This is a genomic window from Pseudaeromonas sharmana (assembly GCF_042649925.1).
In the GTDB taxonomy this organism is placed as follows: domain Bacteria; phylum Pseudomonadota; class Gammaproteobacteria; order Enterobacterales; family Aeromonadaceae; genus Pseudaeromonas; species Pseudaeromonas sharmana.
This window is the reverse complement of record NZ_JBHSAF010000010.1, coordinates 14,427-32,876: the sequence shown is the minus strand read 5'-3', so window position 1 is coordinate 32,876 and position 18,450 is coordinate 14,427. Positions and strand designations below refer to the sequence as shown.

The 18,450-nt window shown below is 54.8% G+C and carries 16 protein-coding genes and 1 pseudogene; 9 read left to right on the top strand and 8 right to left on the bottom strand.

Annotation, left to right across the window (positions count from 1 at the left end; translation table 11 throughout):
- Positions 1–2 precede the first annotated feature (2 nt).
- The 5 genes from serS to lrp form a co-directional block, all read right to left on the bottom strand.
- Complete coding sequence (gene serS, locus ACFOSS_RS09360) at positions 3–1,301, bottom strand: serine--tRNA ligase (RefSeq protein WP_377152067.1); 1,299 nt, start codon at positions 1,299–1,301, stop codon at positions 3–5.
- 135 nt (positions 1,302–1,436) lie between these two features.
- A complete protein-coding gene (locus ACFOSS_RS09355; protein ID WP_377152066.1) occupies positions 1,437–2,777 on the bottom strand; it encodes a replication-associated recombination protein A in 1,341 nt (446 codons plus the stop codon).
- Positions 2,777–3,385 carry an outer membrane lipoprotein chaperone LolA gene (lolA, locus tag ACFOSS_RS09350; RefSeq protein ID WP_377152065.1) on the bottom strand — a complete coding sequence of 203 codons (609 nt, stop codon included), beginning with the start codon at positions 3,383–3,385 and terminating at the stop codon, positions 2,777–2,779. The genes ACFOSS_RS09355 and lolA overlap by 1 nt, the downstream gene beginning before the upstream one ends.
- Before the next feature lie 19 nt (positions 3,386–3,404).
- The gene (locus ACFOSS_RS09345) at positions 3,405–6,014 is read right to left on the bottom strand and encodes a DNA translocase FtsK (protein ID WP_377152064.1); all 2,610 of its coding nucleotides are present in this window, start codon (positions 6,012–6,014) and stop codon (positions 3,405–3,407) included.
- Positions 6,015–6,187: 173 nt separating this feature from the next.
- Entirely contained in the window at positions 6,188–6,679 is a 492-nt protein-coding gene (gene lrp / locus ACFOSS_RS09340; RefSeq protein WP_377152063.1) for a leucine-responsive transcriptional regulator Lrp, read from the bottom strand.
- 602 nt (positions 6,680–7,281) lie between these two features.
- Between lrp and trxB the strand changes: the two genes are divergently transcribed.
- From trxB to infA, 5 genes are all read left to right on the top strand, one after another.
- Positions 7,282–8,235, top strand: coding sequence for a thioredoxin-disulfide reductase (gene trxB / locus ACFOSS_RS09335; protein ID WP_377152062.1), 954 nt, complete (start codon positions 7,282–7,284; stop codon positions 8,233–8,235).
- 98 nt (positions 8,236–8,333) lie between these two features.
- Positions 8,334–9,596, top strand: a complete 1,263-nt coding sequence (locus tag ACFOSS_RS09330; protein WP_377152061.1) for a diguanylate cyclase — start codon at positions 8,334–8,336, stop codon at positions 9,594–9,596.
- A 78-nt stretch (positions 9,597–9,674) separates the two neighbouring features.
- Complete coding sequence (gene aat / locus ACFOSS_RS09325; RefSeq protein WP_377152060.1) at positions 9,675–10,412, top strand: leucyl/phenylalanyl-tRNA--protein transferase; 738 nt, start codon at positions 9,675–9,677, stop codon at positions 10,410–10,412.
- Positions 10,375–11,088 carry an arginyltransferase gene (locus ACFOSS_RS09320; protein WP_377152059.1) on the top strand — a complete coding sequence of 238 codons (714 nt, stop codon included), beginning with the start codon at positions 10,375–10,377 and terminating at the stop codon, positions 11,086–11,088. The genes aat and ACFOSS_RS09320 overlap by 38 nt, the downstream gene beginning before the upstream one ends.
- A 69-nt stretch (positions 11,089–11,157) precedes the next feature.
- Positions 11,158–11,376, top strand: coding sequence for a translation initiation factor IF-1 (infA, locus tag ACFOSS_RS09315; RefSeq protein WP_015879384.1), 219 nt, complete (start codon positions 11,158–11,160; stop codon positions 11,374–11,376).
- 65 nt (positions 11,377–11,441) lie between these two features.
- On the opposite strand, the gene clpA is transcribed toward infA, so the two are convergent.
- Complete coding sequence (gene clpA, locus ACFOSS_RS09310) at positions 11,442–13,736, bottom strand: ATP-dependent Clp protease ATP-binding subunit ClpA (RefSeq protein WP_377152058.1); 2,295 nt, start codon at positions 13,734–13,736, stop codon at positions 11,442–11,444.
- A 50-nt stretch (positions 13,737–13,786) separates the two neighbouring features.
- On the bottom strand, positions 13,787–14,107 hold the full coding sequence (clpS, locus tag ACFOSS_RS09305) for an ATP-dependent Clp protease adapter ClpS (RefSeq protein ID WP_377152057.1): 321 nt from the start codon (positions 14,105–14,107) through the stop codon (positions 13,787–13,789).
- A gap of 247 nt (positions 14,108–14,354) precedes the next feature.
- Here clpS and cspD point away from each other — a divergent pair, with 247 nt between their 5' ends.
- The gene (gene cspD / locus ACFOSS_RS09300; RefSeq protein ID WP_377152056.1) at positions 14,355–14,573 is read left to right on the top strand and encodes a cold shock domain-containing protein CspD; all 219 of its coding nucleotides are present in this window, start codon (positions 14,355–14,357) and stop codon (positions 14,571–14,573) included.
- 107 nt (positions 14,574–14,680) lie between these two features.
- Here the strand turns inward: cspD and icd are convergent, their stop codons facing one another.
- The gene (icd, locus tag ACFOSS_RS09295) at positions 14,681–15,934 is read right to left on the bottom strand and encodes an NADP-dependent isocitrate dehydrogenase (RefSeq protein WP_377152055.1); all 1,254 of its coding nucleotides are present in this window, start codon (positions 15,932–15,934) and stop codon (positions 14,681–14,683) included.
- A 164-nt stretch (positions 15,935–16,098) separates the two neighbouring features.
- Here icd and rluE point away from each other — a divergent pair.
- The 3 genes and pseudogenes from rluE to mnmA all read left to right on the top strand — a co-directional run.
- Positions 16,099–16,707: pseudogene (gene rluE / locus ACFOSS_RS09290) on the top strand (23S rRNA pseudouridine(2457) synthase RluE); the annotation flags it as partial.
- Positions 16,707–17,237, top strand: a complete 531-nt coding sequence (locus ACFOSS_RS09285; RefSeq protein ID WP_377152054.1) for an NUDIX hydrolase — start codon at positions 16,707–16,709, stop codon at positions 17,235–17,237. The pseudogene rluE and the gene ACFOSS_RS09285, both read left to right, overlap by 1 nt.
- 103 nt (positions 17,238–17,340) lie before the next feature.
- Positions 17,341–18,450, top strand: coding sequence for a tRNA 2-thiouridine(34) synthase MnmA (mnmA, locus tag ACFOSS_RS09280; RefSeq protein ID WP_377152053.1), 1,110 nt, complete (start codon positions 17,341–17,343; stop codon positions 18,448–18,450).

Sequence of the window (18,450 nt, the reverse complement as noted above, 5' to 3'; positions counted from 1 at the left end):
CACTACCCGATGTGTGTCAAGCCGCCCATGTAGGGTTGCAACACGGCAGGGACCTCAATGCGACCGTCCGCCTGTTGATAGTTCTCCAGCACGGCGACCAAGGTGCGGCCGACCGCCAGGCCAGAACCATTCAGCGTGTGCAGCAAGGTCGGCTTGCCGTCGGCACCGCGCACCCGGGCTTGCATGCGACGGGCCTGGAAGTCGGTACAGTTGGAACAGGACGAGATTTCACGATAGGTGTTCTGTGCCGGCAACCAGACCTCCAAATCGTAGGTCTTGGCCGCAGAGAAGCCCATATCTCCAGTACACAGAGTGATGACCCGATACGGCAAACCAAGCAGCTGCAGTACCTTCTCGGCGTGGCCAACCATCTCCTCGAGGGCGTCCCAGGAAGAGTCCGGGCTGACAATCTGCACCATCTCTACCTTGTCGAACTGGTGCATGCGGATCAGACCGCGCGTATCGCGACCATAGGAGCCGGCTTCGGAACGGAAACACGGGCTATGCGCGGTCAGCTTCAGCGGCAGCGCCTTCTCATCGATGATCTCATCACGCACCAGGTTGGTCAGCGGCACTTCAGCCGTCGGGATCAATGAGAATTTGCGTACCTTGCCCTCTTCATCGCCCTCACCCGTGATGGCGGTATGAAACAGATCGTTGTAGAACTTGGGCAGTTGTCCCGTCCCTTGCAGACTATCGGCATTGACCAGATAGGGGACATAGCACTCGGTGTAGCCGTGTTGCTGGGTATGCAGATCCAGCATGAACTGCGCCAGCGCACGATGCATACGGGCAATCTGACCTTGCATGACCACAAAGCGGGAGCCAGAGAGTTTGGTCGCCGCAGAGAAATCCAGACCACGAACCCCCTCACCCAGAGCGACATGATCCTGCACCGGGAAATCAAACGCGCGAGGCGTTCCCCAGCGACGGGCTTCAACATTATCATTTTCGTCACGTCCGGCAGGCACAGACTCATGAGGCAGATTCGGAATCGTCAGCGCCAAGGCCTCCAGTTCCGCCAACACCTCGTCCTGGCGACGCTTGCAGTCCTCCAGCTCGCTTCCCAACGCGCCAACCTGAGCCATCAACGGTGCCGTGTCTTCACCACGACGCTTGGCATCACCAATCGCTTTCGAGCGACTGTTACGCTCGGCCTGCAACTCCTGGGTTCTCGTCTGCAGCGTCTTGCGCTGCTCTTCCAGAGCATTAATTCGGGCGACGTCGAGGGAAAACCCACGTGCAGCAAGGCGATCGGCGGCGACATCGATATCGGCGCGCAAATATTTGGGATCTAGCATGTCTGACCTGCTTTTTTGTTATTAACCAATGAACGTACTGACATCGATTGTGTCAGCAGGATGCATCAAGAAGGCGTCATGCCTTCGCATCGACAGGGGAACAGTCTATCAAATCTGATCTCGAGCTGCCACGCATCACTTCCCGGGGTAACGCTTGCGCTGGCTGTGGGCATCCAGCTCGGCCAAATAGGCCAACTTCTGGCCGATCTGTTTCTCCAGGCCACGATCCGTAGGGTAGTAATAACTGCGGCCATCCAACTCTGGCGGGAAAAAGCTCTCACCGGCGGCATAAGCGCCAGGTTCATCATGGGCGTAACGGTATTCTGCCCCGTAGCCAAGTTCGCTCATCAGTCGCGTCGGAGCATTGCGCAGGTGAGCGGGTACCTCATAGTCCGGTAGCGTACGGGCATCATCCAGCGCCGCTTTCCACGCGACGTACACGGCATTGCTCTTGGGGGCACAGGCCAGGTAGACGATGGCTTGGGCAATCGCCCGTTCGCCCTCGGCCGGACCAACGCGCTCGAAGCAATCCCACGCGGCCAGAGCCACCTGCATGGCCTTGGGATCGGCATTACCCACATCTTCCGAGGCAATCGCCAGCAAGCGACGTGCGACGTATAGCGGATCGCCTCCGGCATTGACAATGCGTGCATACCAGTACAGCGCCGCCTGGGGGGCCGAACCGCGCACGGATTTGTGCAGTGCCGAGATCAGGTCATAGTAAACATCACCCTGTTTATCAAAACGGGCCATGCGTTCACCACTGACTGCAGCCAACAGCGCGCGGTCAATTCGCTTGTGACCCTGGTTGACCTGGGCCATATCGTTCAACAATTCGAGGTAGTTGAGCGCCTTGCGACCATCGCCATCTACCAGCTGTACCAGCGATGTCAGCACCCCTTCTTCAAACTGCAGGTTTTCGCCTGCCAAACCACGGGGATCGGTCAACGCCTGGCGGATGATCGCCTCGATTGCCTGCTCATCAAGACGTTTGAGCAGATAGACCCGCGCTCGGGACAAGAGTGCATTATTCAGCTCAAACGAGGGATTTTCGGTCGTGGCACCAATGAACGTAATGGTGCCGTCCTCTATGTGCGGCAGGAAGGCATCTTGCTGGCTCTTGTTAAAACGATGGACCTCATCCACAAACAACAGGGTGCGGATCCCACGAAATTTGTTATCACGTGCCTTATCGATCGCTGCGCGGATCTCCTTGACGCCCGATGTCACCGCCGACACACGCTCAACTTCTGCCTGGCAATAATGGGCCATCAACTCGGCAAGCGTGGTCTTGCCTGTTCCTGGCGGCCCCCACAAGATCATCGAATGGCACTGACCCGCCTCCAGCGCTCTACGCAACGGCTTACCTGGTGCCAGCAGATGCTCCTGACCAATATACTGCTCAAATGTCTGCGGCCGCATGCGCGCCGCCAGCGGTCGAAAATCAGCAGCAAAATCCAGCGGTAAGCTGCTCATTAGCGTTGGTCATCAATCGTCACACCATCCGGCACCTTGAAGCTGAACACGGAAGCGGTGACCTGCGGGGACAGGTTAAAGGCCGAAAGTTGAAATTCGCTGCGCTGGCCTTGCGACTCATCGACTTCGAACCGGCTCAGGCGACCTTGTTCATCAAACACGATGCGCAATGACTCGATGCGCTGATTTTTGTTACGGCTGGTGACCATATAGCTGCCGTTTTCCTGATGAACCTGATACTGCTGCCAAATCTGCGGATTGCTGCTGGTGATCAGCAAAAAAGGGGTATTCTCGATCGCCTTGCCCAGTTTGAGCACTGACACCTGCTCGACAAACGGGTCATAAACCCAGACATCCTTGCCATCAGAAACAATCAGGTTCTCATCCGGCTGGCGAGTATCCCAACGAAAGCGATCCGGGCGCGCCACCAGCATCTCGCCACTGGACTTCTGCAGGATCTTGCCCTGGGCATCCAGCACCGTCTGTTCGAAATGGGCCGAAAACTGACTGATTTTAGCCAGCTGGTTGCGCAAATCAGCCGCATCGTCAGCCCAGACAGGAGTCGCAAACAGACACAACCATGGAAGCAGTTTTACCAATTTCATCATTCTCTCCTGTAACCACGGATTAATTGCGCATTGGAGCAGGCGCCAGAACATCACGCTGGCCATTACTGCCTGGCGGACTGACAATCCCCTGCATCTCCATCTGATCAATCAGGCGGGCGGCGCGGTTATAACCAATCTTGAAGCGACGTTGCACGCTGGAAGTCGAGCCACGACGCGACTCGACCACAAATGCCACTGCCTCATCGAACAGAGGATCCAGATCATCATCACTGCCTTCAAGTTGCTCGCCGGGCAACACGGTTTCAGCGGTGATCTCGCCACTGAGAATTTCATCAATGTAATTGGGCTCACCCCTGAGCTTCCAGTCTGCGACCACCTTGTGCACTTCGTCATCATCGACAAAAGCACCATGAACACGGGTCGGCGTGCTATCGCCGGCCGGCAGGTACAACATGTCTCCCATCCCCAGCAGCGATTCGGCGCCTTGCTGATCGAGGATGGTACGAGAGTCGATCTTGGAGGAGACCTGGAACGAAATCCGGGTCGGGATATTGGCCTTGATCAGACCGGTAATCACATCGACTGACGGACGCTGTGTCGCCAGGATCAGGTGGATACCTGCCGCACGCGCCTTCTGCGCGATACGGGCGATCAGTTCTTCAACCTTCTTGCCGACAATCATCATCATGTCAGCAAACTCGTCAATCACCACGACGATCTGCGGCAACTTTTCGAGATCAGGCGCTTCGGCATCCATTGAGTCACCCGGACGCCATAATGGATCCTTAATCGGATTGCCACTGCCCTGTGCCGCCATCACCTTGGTATTGAAGCCCTTGAGATTGCGCACCCCCATGACCGACATCAGCTTATAACGACGCTCCATCTCACCCACACACCAACGCAGGGCATTGGCGGCATCTTTCATGTCAGTCACCACCTCGGTCAGCAGATGAGGTATCCCCTCATAGACCGACAACTCGAGCATTTTCGGGTCGATCATGATGAAGCGCAGATCATCTGGCGTGGCTTTATACAGCATCGACAGGATCATGACATTGACACCGACCGATTTGCCCGAGCCGGTTGTCCCGGCTACCAGCAGGTGAGGCATCTTGGCCAGATTGACGACCACAGGCTCACCCGAGATATCTTGCCCCAGCACCATGGTCAACGGACTTTCCGCTGCCCGGAAACGCTCGCTGTCGAGCACCTCTTTCATGTACACGGTCTGACGCTTGCTGTTTGGCAATTCCAGTCCGACATAGGGTTTGCCGGGGATGACTTCAACCACCCGCACACTGACTGCCGACAAGGAGCGCGCCAGATCCCGCGACAAGCTGGTGATTTTGCTGGCTTTCATGCCGGGAGCCAGCTCCAGCTCAAAACGTGTGATCACCGGGCCTGGATAGACATCCACGACGCGAGCCTGGATATTGTAATCCGCCAATTTGGCCTCAACCAGACGCGCCATCCGCTCCAGCTCGTCATTGCTCATGACCTGGGTTTTGATCGGCGGTGTGTTAAGCAGATTGAGCGACGGGAAGGTCCCCTCCACTTTCGGTTTTGGCTTGATTGCCGCAATGGCCGCAGCCAGTGTCTGTGGCATGGCTGGCGGCTGTACTGCGGCTGTCGGCGCAGCCACAGGTATTGCTGCGCTGGAGGTAGGGACAGACTCGCTCGCAGACAAACCATGCCAAGGTAGATCGACGGTCTGCTCTTGCAAGTCTTCATCGTCGTCATACTGATCCGCTGCGATAACCGGTGCCTCTGCTACAACCGCATGCCCTTCGCGTCCAGCTAGAGAGAAATGTGGCTCCCGACGTCCGGTTATGACGGCAGAGGTCGATACCGCTGGCAGCTCATCGTCATCCTCATCGTCGTCATCGACCGCCAAGAAGGGTTCAGTGACGGCCGGCCGGGTTGCAGGGGTAAAACGCGGCGCTTTTTGCACCGGAGCAGTCGAGGCCATCTCGGCGGCAGCGTCATCATCCTCATCATCGTCATTATCAGCTGCGTTCGCAGAAACGGGTTCATAGCCTGCCTTGCGGGCAAACCAACCGGCAATCCGCTGTGGCAGGGTAGCCACAAAATGCCCAGATCCTGTGACACACTCCCCCAGCTTCTCGGCAATCATGATCCAAGACCAGCCAGTAAACAGCGTGATGCCCGCTGCAACACAACAGAGCAAGACAAGGGTACTGCCAAGCGAGCCAAACAAGGGCTCTATGCTGGTGAAAATCATATCCCCCAACAACCCGCCGGAGGAGAAGTTGTGGATATCGGTAAAATTCATGCTGCCAAGGGCGGCCAGCGAAAGAAACATCAGCAAGAAGCCGATAATACGCAGCCCCAGGGCGAGATAATCCACCTCAAGCAAACGATAGGGGCGCCAGAATACGCTCCAGCCAAAAAATACCAGAATAGCCGGGATCAGATAGGCAAAGACGCCAAATACAAAGAAGGTCAGATCGGCGATCCACGCTCCGGCGCTGCCGGCGGCGTTATGTACTTTGCCACCCCATGCCGTCTGCGACCAGCCTGGATCGGCTGGGTGATAGGTCAACAATGACAACAGTAAAAACAGAGCTCCGACACTCAGGACGATGAGACCTGTTTCAAAGATGCGCTGAAAACCCGAGATTGGTGTGAACTTCCTGGCAGTCAAACCCCGACTCCTTATTATGATACTCACTACCTGTTGCAACAGACCCGACAGCCTGTAGAACAGGACGGCACATTATACGCGGGACTGCTTGCCAGAATGCAAATAGGAAATGAGCGGCAATCCGCTCATTTCCTGTATAAAGATACAGCCTTGTCATCTCGGGGACAAGTGACTCAGCGTGTGCTGATCACCAGACGGTTGGTTTGCTTGACTTCTTCCATCACGACGTAGGTCCGAGTGTCATTGACACCAGGCAGGCGCAACAAGGTCTCGCCCAGCAAGCGGCGATAAGCGGACATATCAGATACGCGTGTTTTCAGTAGATAGTCGAAGTCACCGGAAACCAGATGACACTCCTGGATCTCTTCCAGAGTTTGAACGGCCTTGTTAAATTGCTCGAATACATCTGGCGCGCCGCGATTGAGCGTAATCTCGACAAACACCAGCAAGGAAGCGTCCAGGAAATGCGGGTTGAGAATTGCGGTGTAACCTTCAATAAATCCCTGCCGCTCCAAACGACGCACGCGTTCCAGACAGGGAGTCGGGCTGAGGCCGACACGTTTGGACAATTCGACATTGGAGATGCGACCGTCTTTTTGCAGCTCGTTGAGGATATTTCTGTCGATCCGGTCCAGATCCCGCAGCCTACTGTTCTCTTCCAGCATAATATTCCATCCTTTGATAAACTCTCAGAGTTATATTCCAAAAATCTATAATTTAACCACAATTTGTGTCAACAGAAGCCTAACCGGTAGTTCATAACTTTTTGGAATAACTTCTCGCGATCAGCTATATCACTGTGACGACAACAAAGCACGGCAATATAAATACACGGTTTTCGCATAATTATCCATAATCATGCTGAACAAAAAACGTTCTCCCTATGTATCACAAGCCATAACGCCCGCATTGACAAGTAGATGGCGCTCCCCTGCTATCAGCTACTTGGCAATCAATCTGCATAATAGTGCGAACAAAAGTTTCCACTAACGGCGAAGACTTAACTAACAATTGCCATATTTATGCTTAATATTCAAGAGAAATTGCTTGGTTGGCGATGCAAAACAGCATACTTAACCAAGAGGTCGCACCAGCTTTACGTGCAAATGGGTCTCATGATGGCTGGATGCCGAATATTATGCACTGCTCAATCGGCGCAGCGTCACCACTATCATATATATGGATTACCACAATCGAGTGCGCGTCTCTTTACCCTAGGGGTAGCTTTTGCCTAGAATCGCGATGTCATTTATTGGAGAAACTGCGCATGAGTCAAATCAAGCATACCCGTCTGCTGATTCTTGGATCCGGGCCGGCAGGTTATACCGCAGCCGTTTATGCTGCCCGGGCCAACCTCAATCCAACACTGATTACCGGAATGCAACAGGGCGGGCAACTGACCACCACGACCGAAGTCGAAAACTGGCCTGGCGATGCCGAAGGCCTGACTGGACCCGGTCTGATGGAAAGAATGAAAACCCATGCCGAGCATTTCAATACTGAGATCCTGTTCGACCACATCCATAGTGTGGATCTCTCGTCACGGCCATTTCGTTTGCGTGGTGACAGCGGTGAATACAGCTGTGATGCCCTGATCATTGCGACGGGTGCCTCGGCCCGTTATCTGGGTCTGGAGTCTGAGGAAGCGTTCAAGGGCAAAGGCGTTTCGGCCTGTGCCACCTGCGATGGCTTCTTTTACCGGAAGCAAAAAGTTGCGGTCATTGGCGGCGGTAACACTGCGGTTGAAGAGGCACTCTATCTGGCCAATATTGCCTCCGAGGTTCATCTGGTCCACCGCCGTGATACTTTCCGTGCCGAGAAAATTCTGATTGACCGTCTGCAGGACAAGGTGGCACAAGGGATCATCAAGCTGCATTTAAACCAGACGCTTGACGAAGTCCTCGGTGACGACATGGGGGTGACCGCTGTCAGATTGCGTAACACGCAGGACAACTCGCTGGCAGATCTGGAAGTGATGGGCGTCTTCATCGCCATTGGTCATAGCCCAAATACTGGTATCTTCTCAGGACAGCTGGAGATGCAGGATGGCTACCTTCGAGTCCAGGGTGGCGCTCAAGGTTTCGCAACCCAGACCAGCGTACCCGGTGTCTTCGCCGCTGGTGATGTCGCCGACCACATCTATCGTCAAGCCATCACGTCGGCAGGTACTGGCTGTATGGCAGCACTGGATGCCGAGCGCTATCTGGACAGCCTGGGCTGACAAGCAGACGCTTTGCGCATAAGGGTACCAAGACGGTGCCCTTTTTTTATGGTTTGATTCTCTTGTTCTAGTCTCATCTGAGAAGAAGGGAGATGGCCATGAACCGTATTCTGCTCATTGAAGACAGCCCAACGGTAAGAAGGTTGCTAATCTCGACCCTGCAGCGCGAGCTCGACTTTACCGTGGATGCCGCCGCAACGCTGGATGAAGCGATGCGGGTATTAAGCCATCCAAGCGTTCACTATCTTGCGGCGTTAGTTGACTTAACCCTTCCCGATGCCATGCACGGGGAAGCAGTGCCTGCGGTGATGGCCCACGATGTCCCCGTCATAGTGCTTACCGCCAGTGTCAGTGAGACAAAACGGGAACAGCTGATCGCACAAGGTGTTGTCGATTACATCATAAAAGACTCAAAAGGTTCGCTGCAGTACGCCGTCGCGCTGCTCAAACAGCTTTACCGCCACCGCAGCACCAGCCTGTTGGTTGTCGATGACTCGGTCACCAGTCGCAATCAAACCAGCGCCTTGCTGCAACGTTGGCAATTTAGTGTCTATGAGGCCACGGATGGCTATCAGGCTATCCATATACTGGCCAAACATCCCGACATCCGCCTCGTGCTCACCGATTTTCATATGCCAGGGATGACTGGTCTCGATCTGCTCAAACAGTTACGCGAGCGCTTCGACCGTCAATCCCTCGCCGTGATCGGTATCTCGGCGCAAAATAATCGCACCCTGCCTGCCCTTTTTATCAAACATGGAGCCAATGATTTTCTGCATAAGCCGTTTGCCCCTGAAGAGTTATTGTGGCGTGTTTCGCTGACACTGGAGCACCTGGAGCTGTTTCAGGAAATCCGCGAACTGGCACACCGCGACCCGCTGACTCGTCTGTACAATCGCCGCTTCCTGTTCGAGCAAGGCAATCGACAGTATCTGGCTAACCGCTTGCAGCGCCAACATGCCGTCATGGTGCTAGATATCGACCACTTCAAACGCATCAATGACACTTGGGGACATCAGATTGGCGATCAGATGTTATGCCATTTCGCGGCACTGCTGCGCCTGGCGTTCCCTGATGATTTGATCGCCCGGCTGGGTGGGGAGGAGTTCTGTGTGCTGTTATGGCACTGTTCACCAGCACAGGCCATTGCTAAAGCTCAACAGTTTTTAGCGCAACTTAAAACCAAACCGCTGACCCATAGCGTCGCCGGCGATCTGTTTATCACCACCAGTGCCGGCGTTGAAACCATGCTTCATAACAGTCTGGATGAGGCGCTGCAAGCCGCCGACCGTCTTCTCTACCAAGCTAAAGCTGATGGCCGGGATTGCGTCCGCTATACCCAAGATATGGCGCCGGGTTAACTCCCGGCCTCATGACAGCAGAGCTCACTGGGCGTTATGATGCGGTTATCTATTGCTTCCCCATCAACGCAGGTCATGATGCCCAGAGGATTAACTCAACTGGATGACAGGCTCTGGTTTCCATGTGCGGCCGATGCGCTAGACGAGCCGAATGGTCTGTTGGCCATTGGCGGAGATTTATCACCCGCTCGGCTTTCCCTTGCCTATCGCAGTGGCATATTCCCCTGGTACGGGCAACATCATCCCATCTTGTGGTGGTCACCCGATCCCCGGTGTGTTCTACGGCCAGAGGCGCTGCACATCAGCCGTAGTCTGCAAAAACGGCTGAAGAGACAGGATCTCGTCGTCACACTCAACACCGCCTTTCACGCCGTGGTCGATGGCTGTGCTGGCCCGCGCCGGGATACCGATGACACCTGGATAACTACGGAACTGAAACAGAGCTATGCCTTCCTCCACCACAGCGGTATGGCCCACTCGGTAGAGGTCTGGAAAGAGGGCCAACTGGCCGGTGGACTTTACGGTATCTCCATTGGCCAACTTTTCTGTGGTGAGTCCATGTTTTCCGCTCAGCGGGATTGTTCAAAGGTGGCAATGGTGGCATTGTGTCAGCACTTTCAACGACATGGCGGCAAGCTGATCGATTGCCAGATGCAGACAGATCACCTCGGCTCCCTGGGTGCTCAGGAGTGTCCCAGAGACGCGTTCCTGGAGATGTTATACCAACTCAGAGAACGATCAGTGACAGCAGACTGCTGGGTCCCTCAGCGTATCATCTATGACCGGAATAGCCTTGAAAATCGGCTTGACCCCTGAGCATGCTTGCAGTTACCTGCCTGACGAGCAGGAAAGGCTCATGGTCTTGCTCGAAGACAAATACCGTTCGCCAGAAGGATACGAGGCCTTGCTAAATGCAGGGTTCAGACGCAGTGGCAATGATCTGTATCGGCCACATTGCCAAGCCTGTAACGCCTGTCAGTCACTTCGGCTGGATGTCACCCGTTTTGAACCATCCAGTTCGCAAAAAAGAATTCGACAGCGAAATCGAGCACTGCACATCACGCTGAGCAGTCAGGATAAACCCGAGTACTACGACCTGTTCGCCCGTTACATCCACGAACGTCATCACGATGGCTCCATGTATCCGGCAACCAGAGGCCAATATGATCATTTTCTGCTCTGCGACTGGATGAACCCCTACTTTATCGAGTTCCACCGTCAACAGCAGTTGGTGGCCGTTGCGGTAACCGACCCGTTACCACAAAGCCTCAGTGCCATGTATACCTTTTTTGATCCGGCTCACGCCGATCTCTCGCTTGGCACCTTTGCCATCTTGACCCAGATTGAACTGGCCCGCCGCATGAACCGGCATTGGCTTTATCTGGGTTATCAAGTTGATGGCTGTCGCAAGATGAAATACAAGACCCATTTTCATCCTTACGAGCTTTTAATCGGTCATGAATGGAAAAGTGAGCATTCCTGCGAGGAGTAAACTTTACACAGACCGCTAAATCCGGCATGATCGCGCACGATTTTTATCGGTGGCAATTACGAGGATTAAATGTCTAAAGAAGACAGTATTGAGATGCAGGGTACCATCCTGGAAACCTTGCCAAACACTATGTTTCGGGTCGAACTGGAAAATGGTCACGTCGTTACTGCCCATATTTCCGGCAAAATGCGTAAAAACTATATCCGCATCCTGACTGGTGACAAGGTTACCGTACAGCTGACCCCTTACGATCTGTCTAAAGGCCGCATCGTGTTCCGTTCCCGATAAGCAGGAACAACAAATCGCCCCTCATCTGAGGGGCGATTGCTTTTGAGCATGAGGCCGGTACCCACTCAGTGCACGGTTTCTTCCAGATTATTGGCTTGCGCCGAATGAATCTGAAACTCCAGCTCGTTTAGCGCCAATTCCACTCTGACTGAACCACCCGCGACCAGCTTGCCAAACAACAGCTCGTTAGCCAGCGGTTTCTTGAGTTTTTCCTGGATCAGGCGGCCCATCGGTCTGGCCCCCATCGCCTTGTCATAACCATTTTCTGCCAGCCAGTTTCGGGCCGAGGTCGTGACCTCCAGCGAGACCCCTTTGGCATCCAATTGCGCCTGCAGCTCGACAATGAACTTGTCCACCACCTGATGAATCACCTCCATATCCAGATGGTTGAACCAGATGATGTGATCCAGGCGATTGCGGAATTCCGGACTGAAAGTCCGATTGATTTCCGACATCGCATCAAAGCTGTGATCCTGCTGCTGGAAGCCAATCGACTTGCGTTGCGTCTCCTGCACACCGGCATTGGTCGTCATGACCAATATCACGTTGCGGAAGTCGGCCTTGCGTCCGTTATTGTCCGTCAAGGAGCCGTTATCCATCACCTGCAACAGCAGGTTGTAGACATCGGAGTGCGCCTTCTCGATTTCATCGAGCAACACCACACAATGCGGATGTTTAATCACCGCATCGGTCAGCAAACCGCCCTGCTCAAAGCCAACATAGCCAGGTGGTGCGCCAATCAATCGGGAAACAGTATGTCTTTCCATATACTCCGACATGTCGAAGCGCAACAATTCGACCCCCATCGCCTTGGCCAGCTGCAATGTCACTTCCGTCTTGCCGACACCGGTGGGCCCTGCAAACAGGAATGAACCTACAGGACGGCGCTCATTGCCCAAACCAGAGCGACTCAAGCGAATGGCATCAGTCAGCACCGAAATGGCCTTGTCTTGCCCGAAGACCACCATTTTCAGATTACGCTCCAGATTCTTCAGAATTTCGCGGTCGGACGAAGAGACAGATTTCTCCGGGATCCGCGCAATCTTGGCAACGATCGCTTCAATCTCAGGAATGTTGATCACTTTCTTGCGCTTGCTGACCGGCAGCATACGTTGGCTGGCTCCAGCCTCATCAATCACATCGATGGCCTTGTCCGGCAGATGTCGATCATTGATGTATTTGGCCGCCAGCTCCGCCGCCGCACGCAGCGCCTTGTTGGTATAGCGGACATTATGATGCGCCTCGTAGCGGCTCTTGAGGCCCATCAAAATACGGGCGGTGTCCTCTACTGATGGCTCGACGACATCGATTTTCTGGAATCGGCGAGCCAGTGCATGGTCCTTCTCGAAGATCTGGGCATATTCCTGGTACGTCGTGGAACCGATGCAACGTAACACGCCGGATGACAAGATCGGCTTGATCAGGTTGGCTGCATCCAGTTGCCCGCCCGACGCCGCGCCGGCACCGATGATGGTGTGAATTTCATCGATAAACAGCACAGCCCCTTCTTGCTTCTCCAACTGCTTGAGCAGCACCTTGAAGCGTTTTTCAAAATCACCGCGGTATTTGGTCCCCGCCAGCAACGAGCCCATATCCAGTGAATAAATGGTGCTATTGGCAATGACCTCCGGCACGTCGCCTTTCACGATACGATAAGCCAGACCCTCGGCTATCGCCGTCTTGCCAACCCCTGCCTCGCCAACCAACAGCGGGTTGTTTTTCCGGCGCCGGCAAAGAATTTGCACCGTGCGATTGAGCTCCTCATCACGGCCAATCAGAGGATCAATACGGCCTTCGAGCACGCGCTGATTGAGGTTGGTGACGAATTGCTCCATCTGAATAACGCCGGACTCCTCACCACCACCCTCCTCGGCGCTGTTGTGATGTCCGGCAGCAGGTCCGGAGGCCTCGTCACTGCCGGAGCTGTCCTTGCGAATACCATGAGAAAGGAAATTGACGACATCCAGTCGACTGATATCGCTCTTTTTCAGGAAGTACGCCGCTTGGGACTCCTGCTCGCTGAAAATGGCCACCAGCACATTGGCGCCACTGACCTCGGCATTACCAGAAGACTGCACATGGAATACCGCCCGCTGCAACACGCGCTGGAAACCCAGCGTCGGTTGGGTTTCCCGCTCATAGTCATCTTGCGGGATCAACGGTGTGGTTTGCTGAATGAAGGTCGAGATGTCCTTGCGCATCTGCTCCAGATTGGCACCACAGGCTTGTAGCGCGTCACGTGCGGAACGGTTATCCAACAACGCCAACAGCAGATGTTCCACCGTCATGAATTCGTGATGGGCATCCCGGGCTTCTTTGAATGCCATGTTCAGGGTCTGTTCTAACTCTTTACTCAGCATGGGCACCTCCCCTGAGGAAACAACGAACAACTACTCTTGTATCGAGATACTCAAGCCTGTTCCATTGAGCACAATAACGGGTGTTCATGTACTCGCGCATAGTCGTTAACTTGTCCCACCTTGGTCTCGGCAATCTCCGCTGTATAGATACCGCAGATGCCTTTGCCATGATAATGCACCGAGAGCATCACCTCCGTGGCTTGCTCGATGTTCATCCGGAAAAACTTCTGTAACAGCTCGACCACAAAATCCATCGGTGTGTAATCGTCATTATGGAGTACCACCTTATACATAGGTGGCGGCTGCAACGCCGTTTCGGCTGTCGTTGACTCCTGATGTTGCGGAGCCGCAGCCTGTTTGAACTTCCCCATTCTACGCCACCTTCTCTAATTACTACCTTGTACTGACCCGTTGTCAATATCACATTTCATTTACAACATTCGATAATTTGCTCAGCGTTACAGTGTGTTGTTGCAACGCTTGACTTGGTGACATTTCATACTAGATTGAATGTTCGGTAACCAGCGTCATGAAATCTTGAGGCTTTCCTCCAGTTATAAATGGCCTTGGTGACCGACTCAACGGCTTTAAGGTGATTTTGATTAAGGACGTAGGCGTATGGCTACCGGAACGGTGAAGTGGTTTAACAACGCAAAAGGATTTGGGTTTATTTGCCCGGAAGGCGGTGGTGACGATATTTTCGCCCACTACTCCACTATCGATATGAATGGATACAAGACCTTAAAAGCAGGCCAGAATGTTCAATATGAAATGGAGGCCGGCCCGAAAGGCTACCATGCGGTCAATATAGTGCCGCTGGGTGCACAGGAGTCCTGAGCACACGGATAACAGTTTTGAGCATGAACAAAGCGGGCCTTATGGCCCGCTTTTGTTGGTAGCGCCCAACAAGGGCACCTCACGGTACCCTTGCCTGCGGCGACAAATTACATCTGGGACACGATATCGTCGGCAAACTCGGAACACTTGCGCAGCGTAGCGCCATCCATCAGGCGTTCGAAGTCATAGGTGACCGTCTTGTTACGGATCGCCGCTTCCATCCCCTTGATGATCAGATCGGCCGCTTCAACCCAGCCCATATGGCGCAACATCATTTCCGCCGACAGGATCAATGAGCCCGGATTGACCTTGTCCTGACCTGCATACTTGGGTGCCGTACCATGGGTCGCTTCGAATAACGCCACGCCGTCACCAATATTGGCTCCCGGTGCAATGCCGATACCACCAACCTGAGCCGCGAGCGCGTCAGAGATGTAGTCGCCGTTGAGGTTCATACAAGCGATGACATCATACTCCGCCGGACGCAGCAGGATCTGTTGCAGGAACGCATCAGCGATCACGTCCTTGACGATAATCGTCTTGCCGCTCTTCGGGTTCTTGAATTGGCACCAGGGGCCACCGTCGATCAGTTCGGCGCCGTATTCATTTTGTGCCAGCTGATAGCCCCAATCCTTGAAGGCACCTTCGGTGAACTTCATGATGTTACCCTTGTGCACCAGGGTCACGGAGTCACGATCGTTATCAATGGCGTATTCGATGGCAGCGCGTACCAGACGCTCGGTACCAGCCTTTGACATCGGTTTGATGCCGATACCACAGTTGTCCGGGAAGCGAATCTTCTTGACGCCCATTTCCTGCTGCAGGAACGCAATAACCTTCTTGGCCTCGGCAGAATCAGCCTTCCACTCGATACCGGCATAGATGTCTTCTGCGTTCTCACGGAAGATCACCATGTCAGTCAGCTCCGGATGTTTAACCGGGCTAGGCGTTCCCTCGTAGTAACGCACCGGACGCAGACAGATGTAGAGATCGAGCTCCTGGCGCAGCGCTACGTTCAGCGAGCGGATACCGCCACCGACCGGCGTGGTCAGCGGGCCCTTGATCGCAACACAATACTCGCGGATGAAATCCAGTGTCTCTGCCGGCAACCAGACATCCTGGCCATAGACATGCGTTGATTTTTCACCCGTGAAGATCTCCATCCAGGCGATCTTGCGCTCACCGTTGTAGGCTTTGGCCACTGCGGCATCGACTACCTTGAGCATGGCCGGCGTTACGTCCACACCAATGCCGTCACCTTCGATGAACGGAATAATCGGATTATTCGGCACCACCAACTTGCCATTGGCATCCGCGGTGATCTTAGCGCCTGCGCTGGGTACGACGACTTTGCTTTCCATCAGTGTCTCCTAACTTCCGGTTGTTATCATAGTGTCACGTGCCGGTCATCTTAGCCCAACCGGTCTCAGAAGCAAGACGCCATCACGTGTTGCACCTTGGCCGATAGGCAGCCAGGTTGCATTTTGTTAACATGCGCGCGGATTTTCTGTGTGATGATTTTGTGATGAAAAGCACCTCCCCTGCGCGCCGGCCGAAGCGCCCCGCGCGGCCCAAACCTTCCCGCCCGGCACCCGCGGCCCCACCTGTTGTGGTGCTGCTGAACAAGCCTTACATGGTGCTGTGTCAGTTCAGCGACGATCAAGGCCGCGCCACGCTGAAAGACTATGTTCCGCTCCCGGGCATTTATGCCGCCGGCCGCCTCGATCGCGACAGCGAAGGACTCTTGTTGCTGACCAACAATGGCGCCTTGCAATCGTCGCTGACCGAGCCCGGCCGCAAGGTATGGAAGACCTACTGGGTGCAGGTTGAAGGCATCCCCGAAGAGTCCGCCCTGCAAGCACTGCGTGATGGTGTGCAGCTGAACGATGGACCGACATTGCCCGCTCAGGTGCGCCGCATCGACGAGCCAGCCCAATTGTGGCCTCGCAACCCGCCCATCCGCGAGCGACAGGCCATACCCACCAGCTGGCTGGAAATCCGCATCTGCGAGGGGCGAAATCGCCAGGTCAGACGCATGACGGCGCACATCGGGCATCCGACGCTGCGCCTGATCCGTTATCAGATTGATCACTACACCCTTGATGGCCTGGCACCGGGCGCATGGAGACAACTATGATCCGCTTCCGCCCCAATGTGACTGTGGCTGCCGTCATCCGCTGGCAGGACAAATTCCTGCTGGTTGAGGAACGCGATCACGGCCATCAGGTTTTCAATCAACCGGCCGGACACCTGGAAGCCGGCGAGAACCTGCTCGAAGCCGCCTGTCGCGAGATCCGCGAAGAGACAGGTCTGAATCTGCAACCGGATGGCTGGCTCGGCACTTATCTCTATTCAAGCCCCTATCGCAAACTGACTTACCTGCGCTTTTGCTTTTACTGTGAACTGACGACGGCGCCAGGCGAACATCAGCCCGATGATCCCGACAACGACATCGTGGCCTGTCACTGGTTGACCGAGACCGAGATCCGCGCGTTGGGCAAAAAACTGCGCAGCCCGCTGGTGCTGGAGTGTCTCGACGATTACCTGTCCGGTGTGCGTCTGCCCCTCTCGACGCTCAAGGACAGACGAAAACCGCTGCAACCCCGACGTTATTTCAAGCCGCGGCGGCAACATAACCAACGCGATAACCCCTCTGGCTCGTAGCCGGATAGCCAGGAGTGAAGTTTGTCTGCTTTGCAACGTGATCGCCGAGCCTGGTTTCTGTTAGAATGCGCACAGTTTTTTTCACAGGTAATGATCAAACGCAATGACAGACAAGCGCCAAATCAAGGTGGTCATCGGCATGTCCGGTGGCGTTGACTCTTCCGTTTCCGCCTATCTGCTCCAGCAGCAGGGCTATCAGGTCGAAGGCCTGTTCATGAAAAACTGGGAAGAGGATGACTCGGACGAATACTGTTCCGCAGCCCAGGATTTGGCCGATGCGCAGGCCGTGTGTGACAAGCTGGGGATCCCGCTGCACACCATCAATTTTGCCGCCGAATACTGGGACAACGTATTCGAGTTATTCCTGGCCGAATACCGGGCCGGACGCACCCCAAATCCCGACATCCTGTGCAACAAAGAGATCAAGTTCAAAGCCTTTCTCGAGTTTGCCGCCGAGGAGTTAGGTGCCGATTACATCGCGACCGGCCACTATGTGCGCCGGGACGACAGCACTGGACAACCGCGTCTGCTGCGCGGGCTGGATAACAACAAGGATCAGAGTTATTTCCTGTATACCTTGAGCCAGCAGCAGATCGGACAAAGCCTGTTCCCGGTGGGGGATCTCGAGAAGCCGGAAGTACGCCGTATTGCCGAGCAGCTGGATCTGACCACTGCCAAAAAGAAGGACAGCACCGGCATCTGTTTCATCGGCGAACGCAAGTTCCGCGATTTCCTCGCGCGCTACCTGCCAGCACAACCGGGAGCTATCGAGACGGTAGACGGTGCCATCATCGGCGAACATCAGGGGCTGATGTACCATACCCTCGGCCAGCGTAAGGGGCTGGGGATTGGCGGCATGAAGGAGAGCAACGAAAATCCCTGGTATGTTGTCGACAAGGATGTAGCACGAAATGTACTGATCGTCGCCCAGGGCCACGATCACCCGCGCCTGTTTTCGGACGGCCTGGTTGCCAGTCAATTACATTGGGTCGATCGTCAGGTGGTTCGTGCACCGTTCGATTGCACCGTCAAGACCCGCTACCGCCAGCAGGATATCCCCTGCCGTGTCGAGCCACTGGACGACGACCGGATTCGCGTGACGTTTACCAGCCCGCAAGCCGCCGTTACCCCGGGACAATCGGCCGTTTTCTACCTGGGTGATGTCTGCCTGGGCGGCGGCATTATTGAACAGCGTTTTCGTCATCAGGAGTGA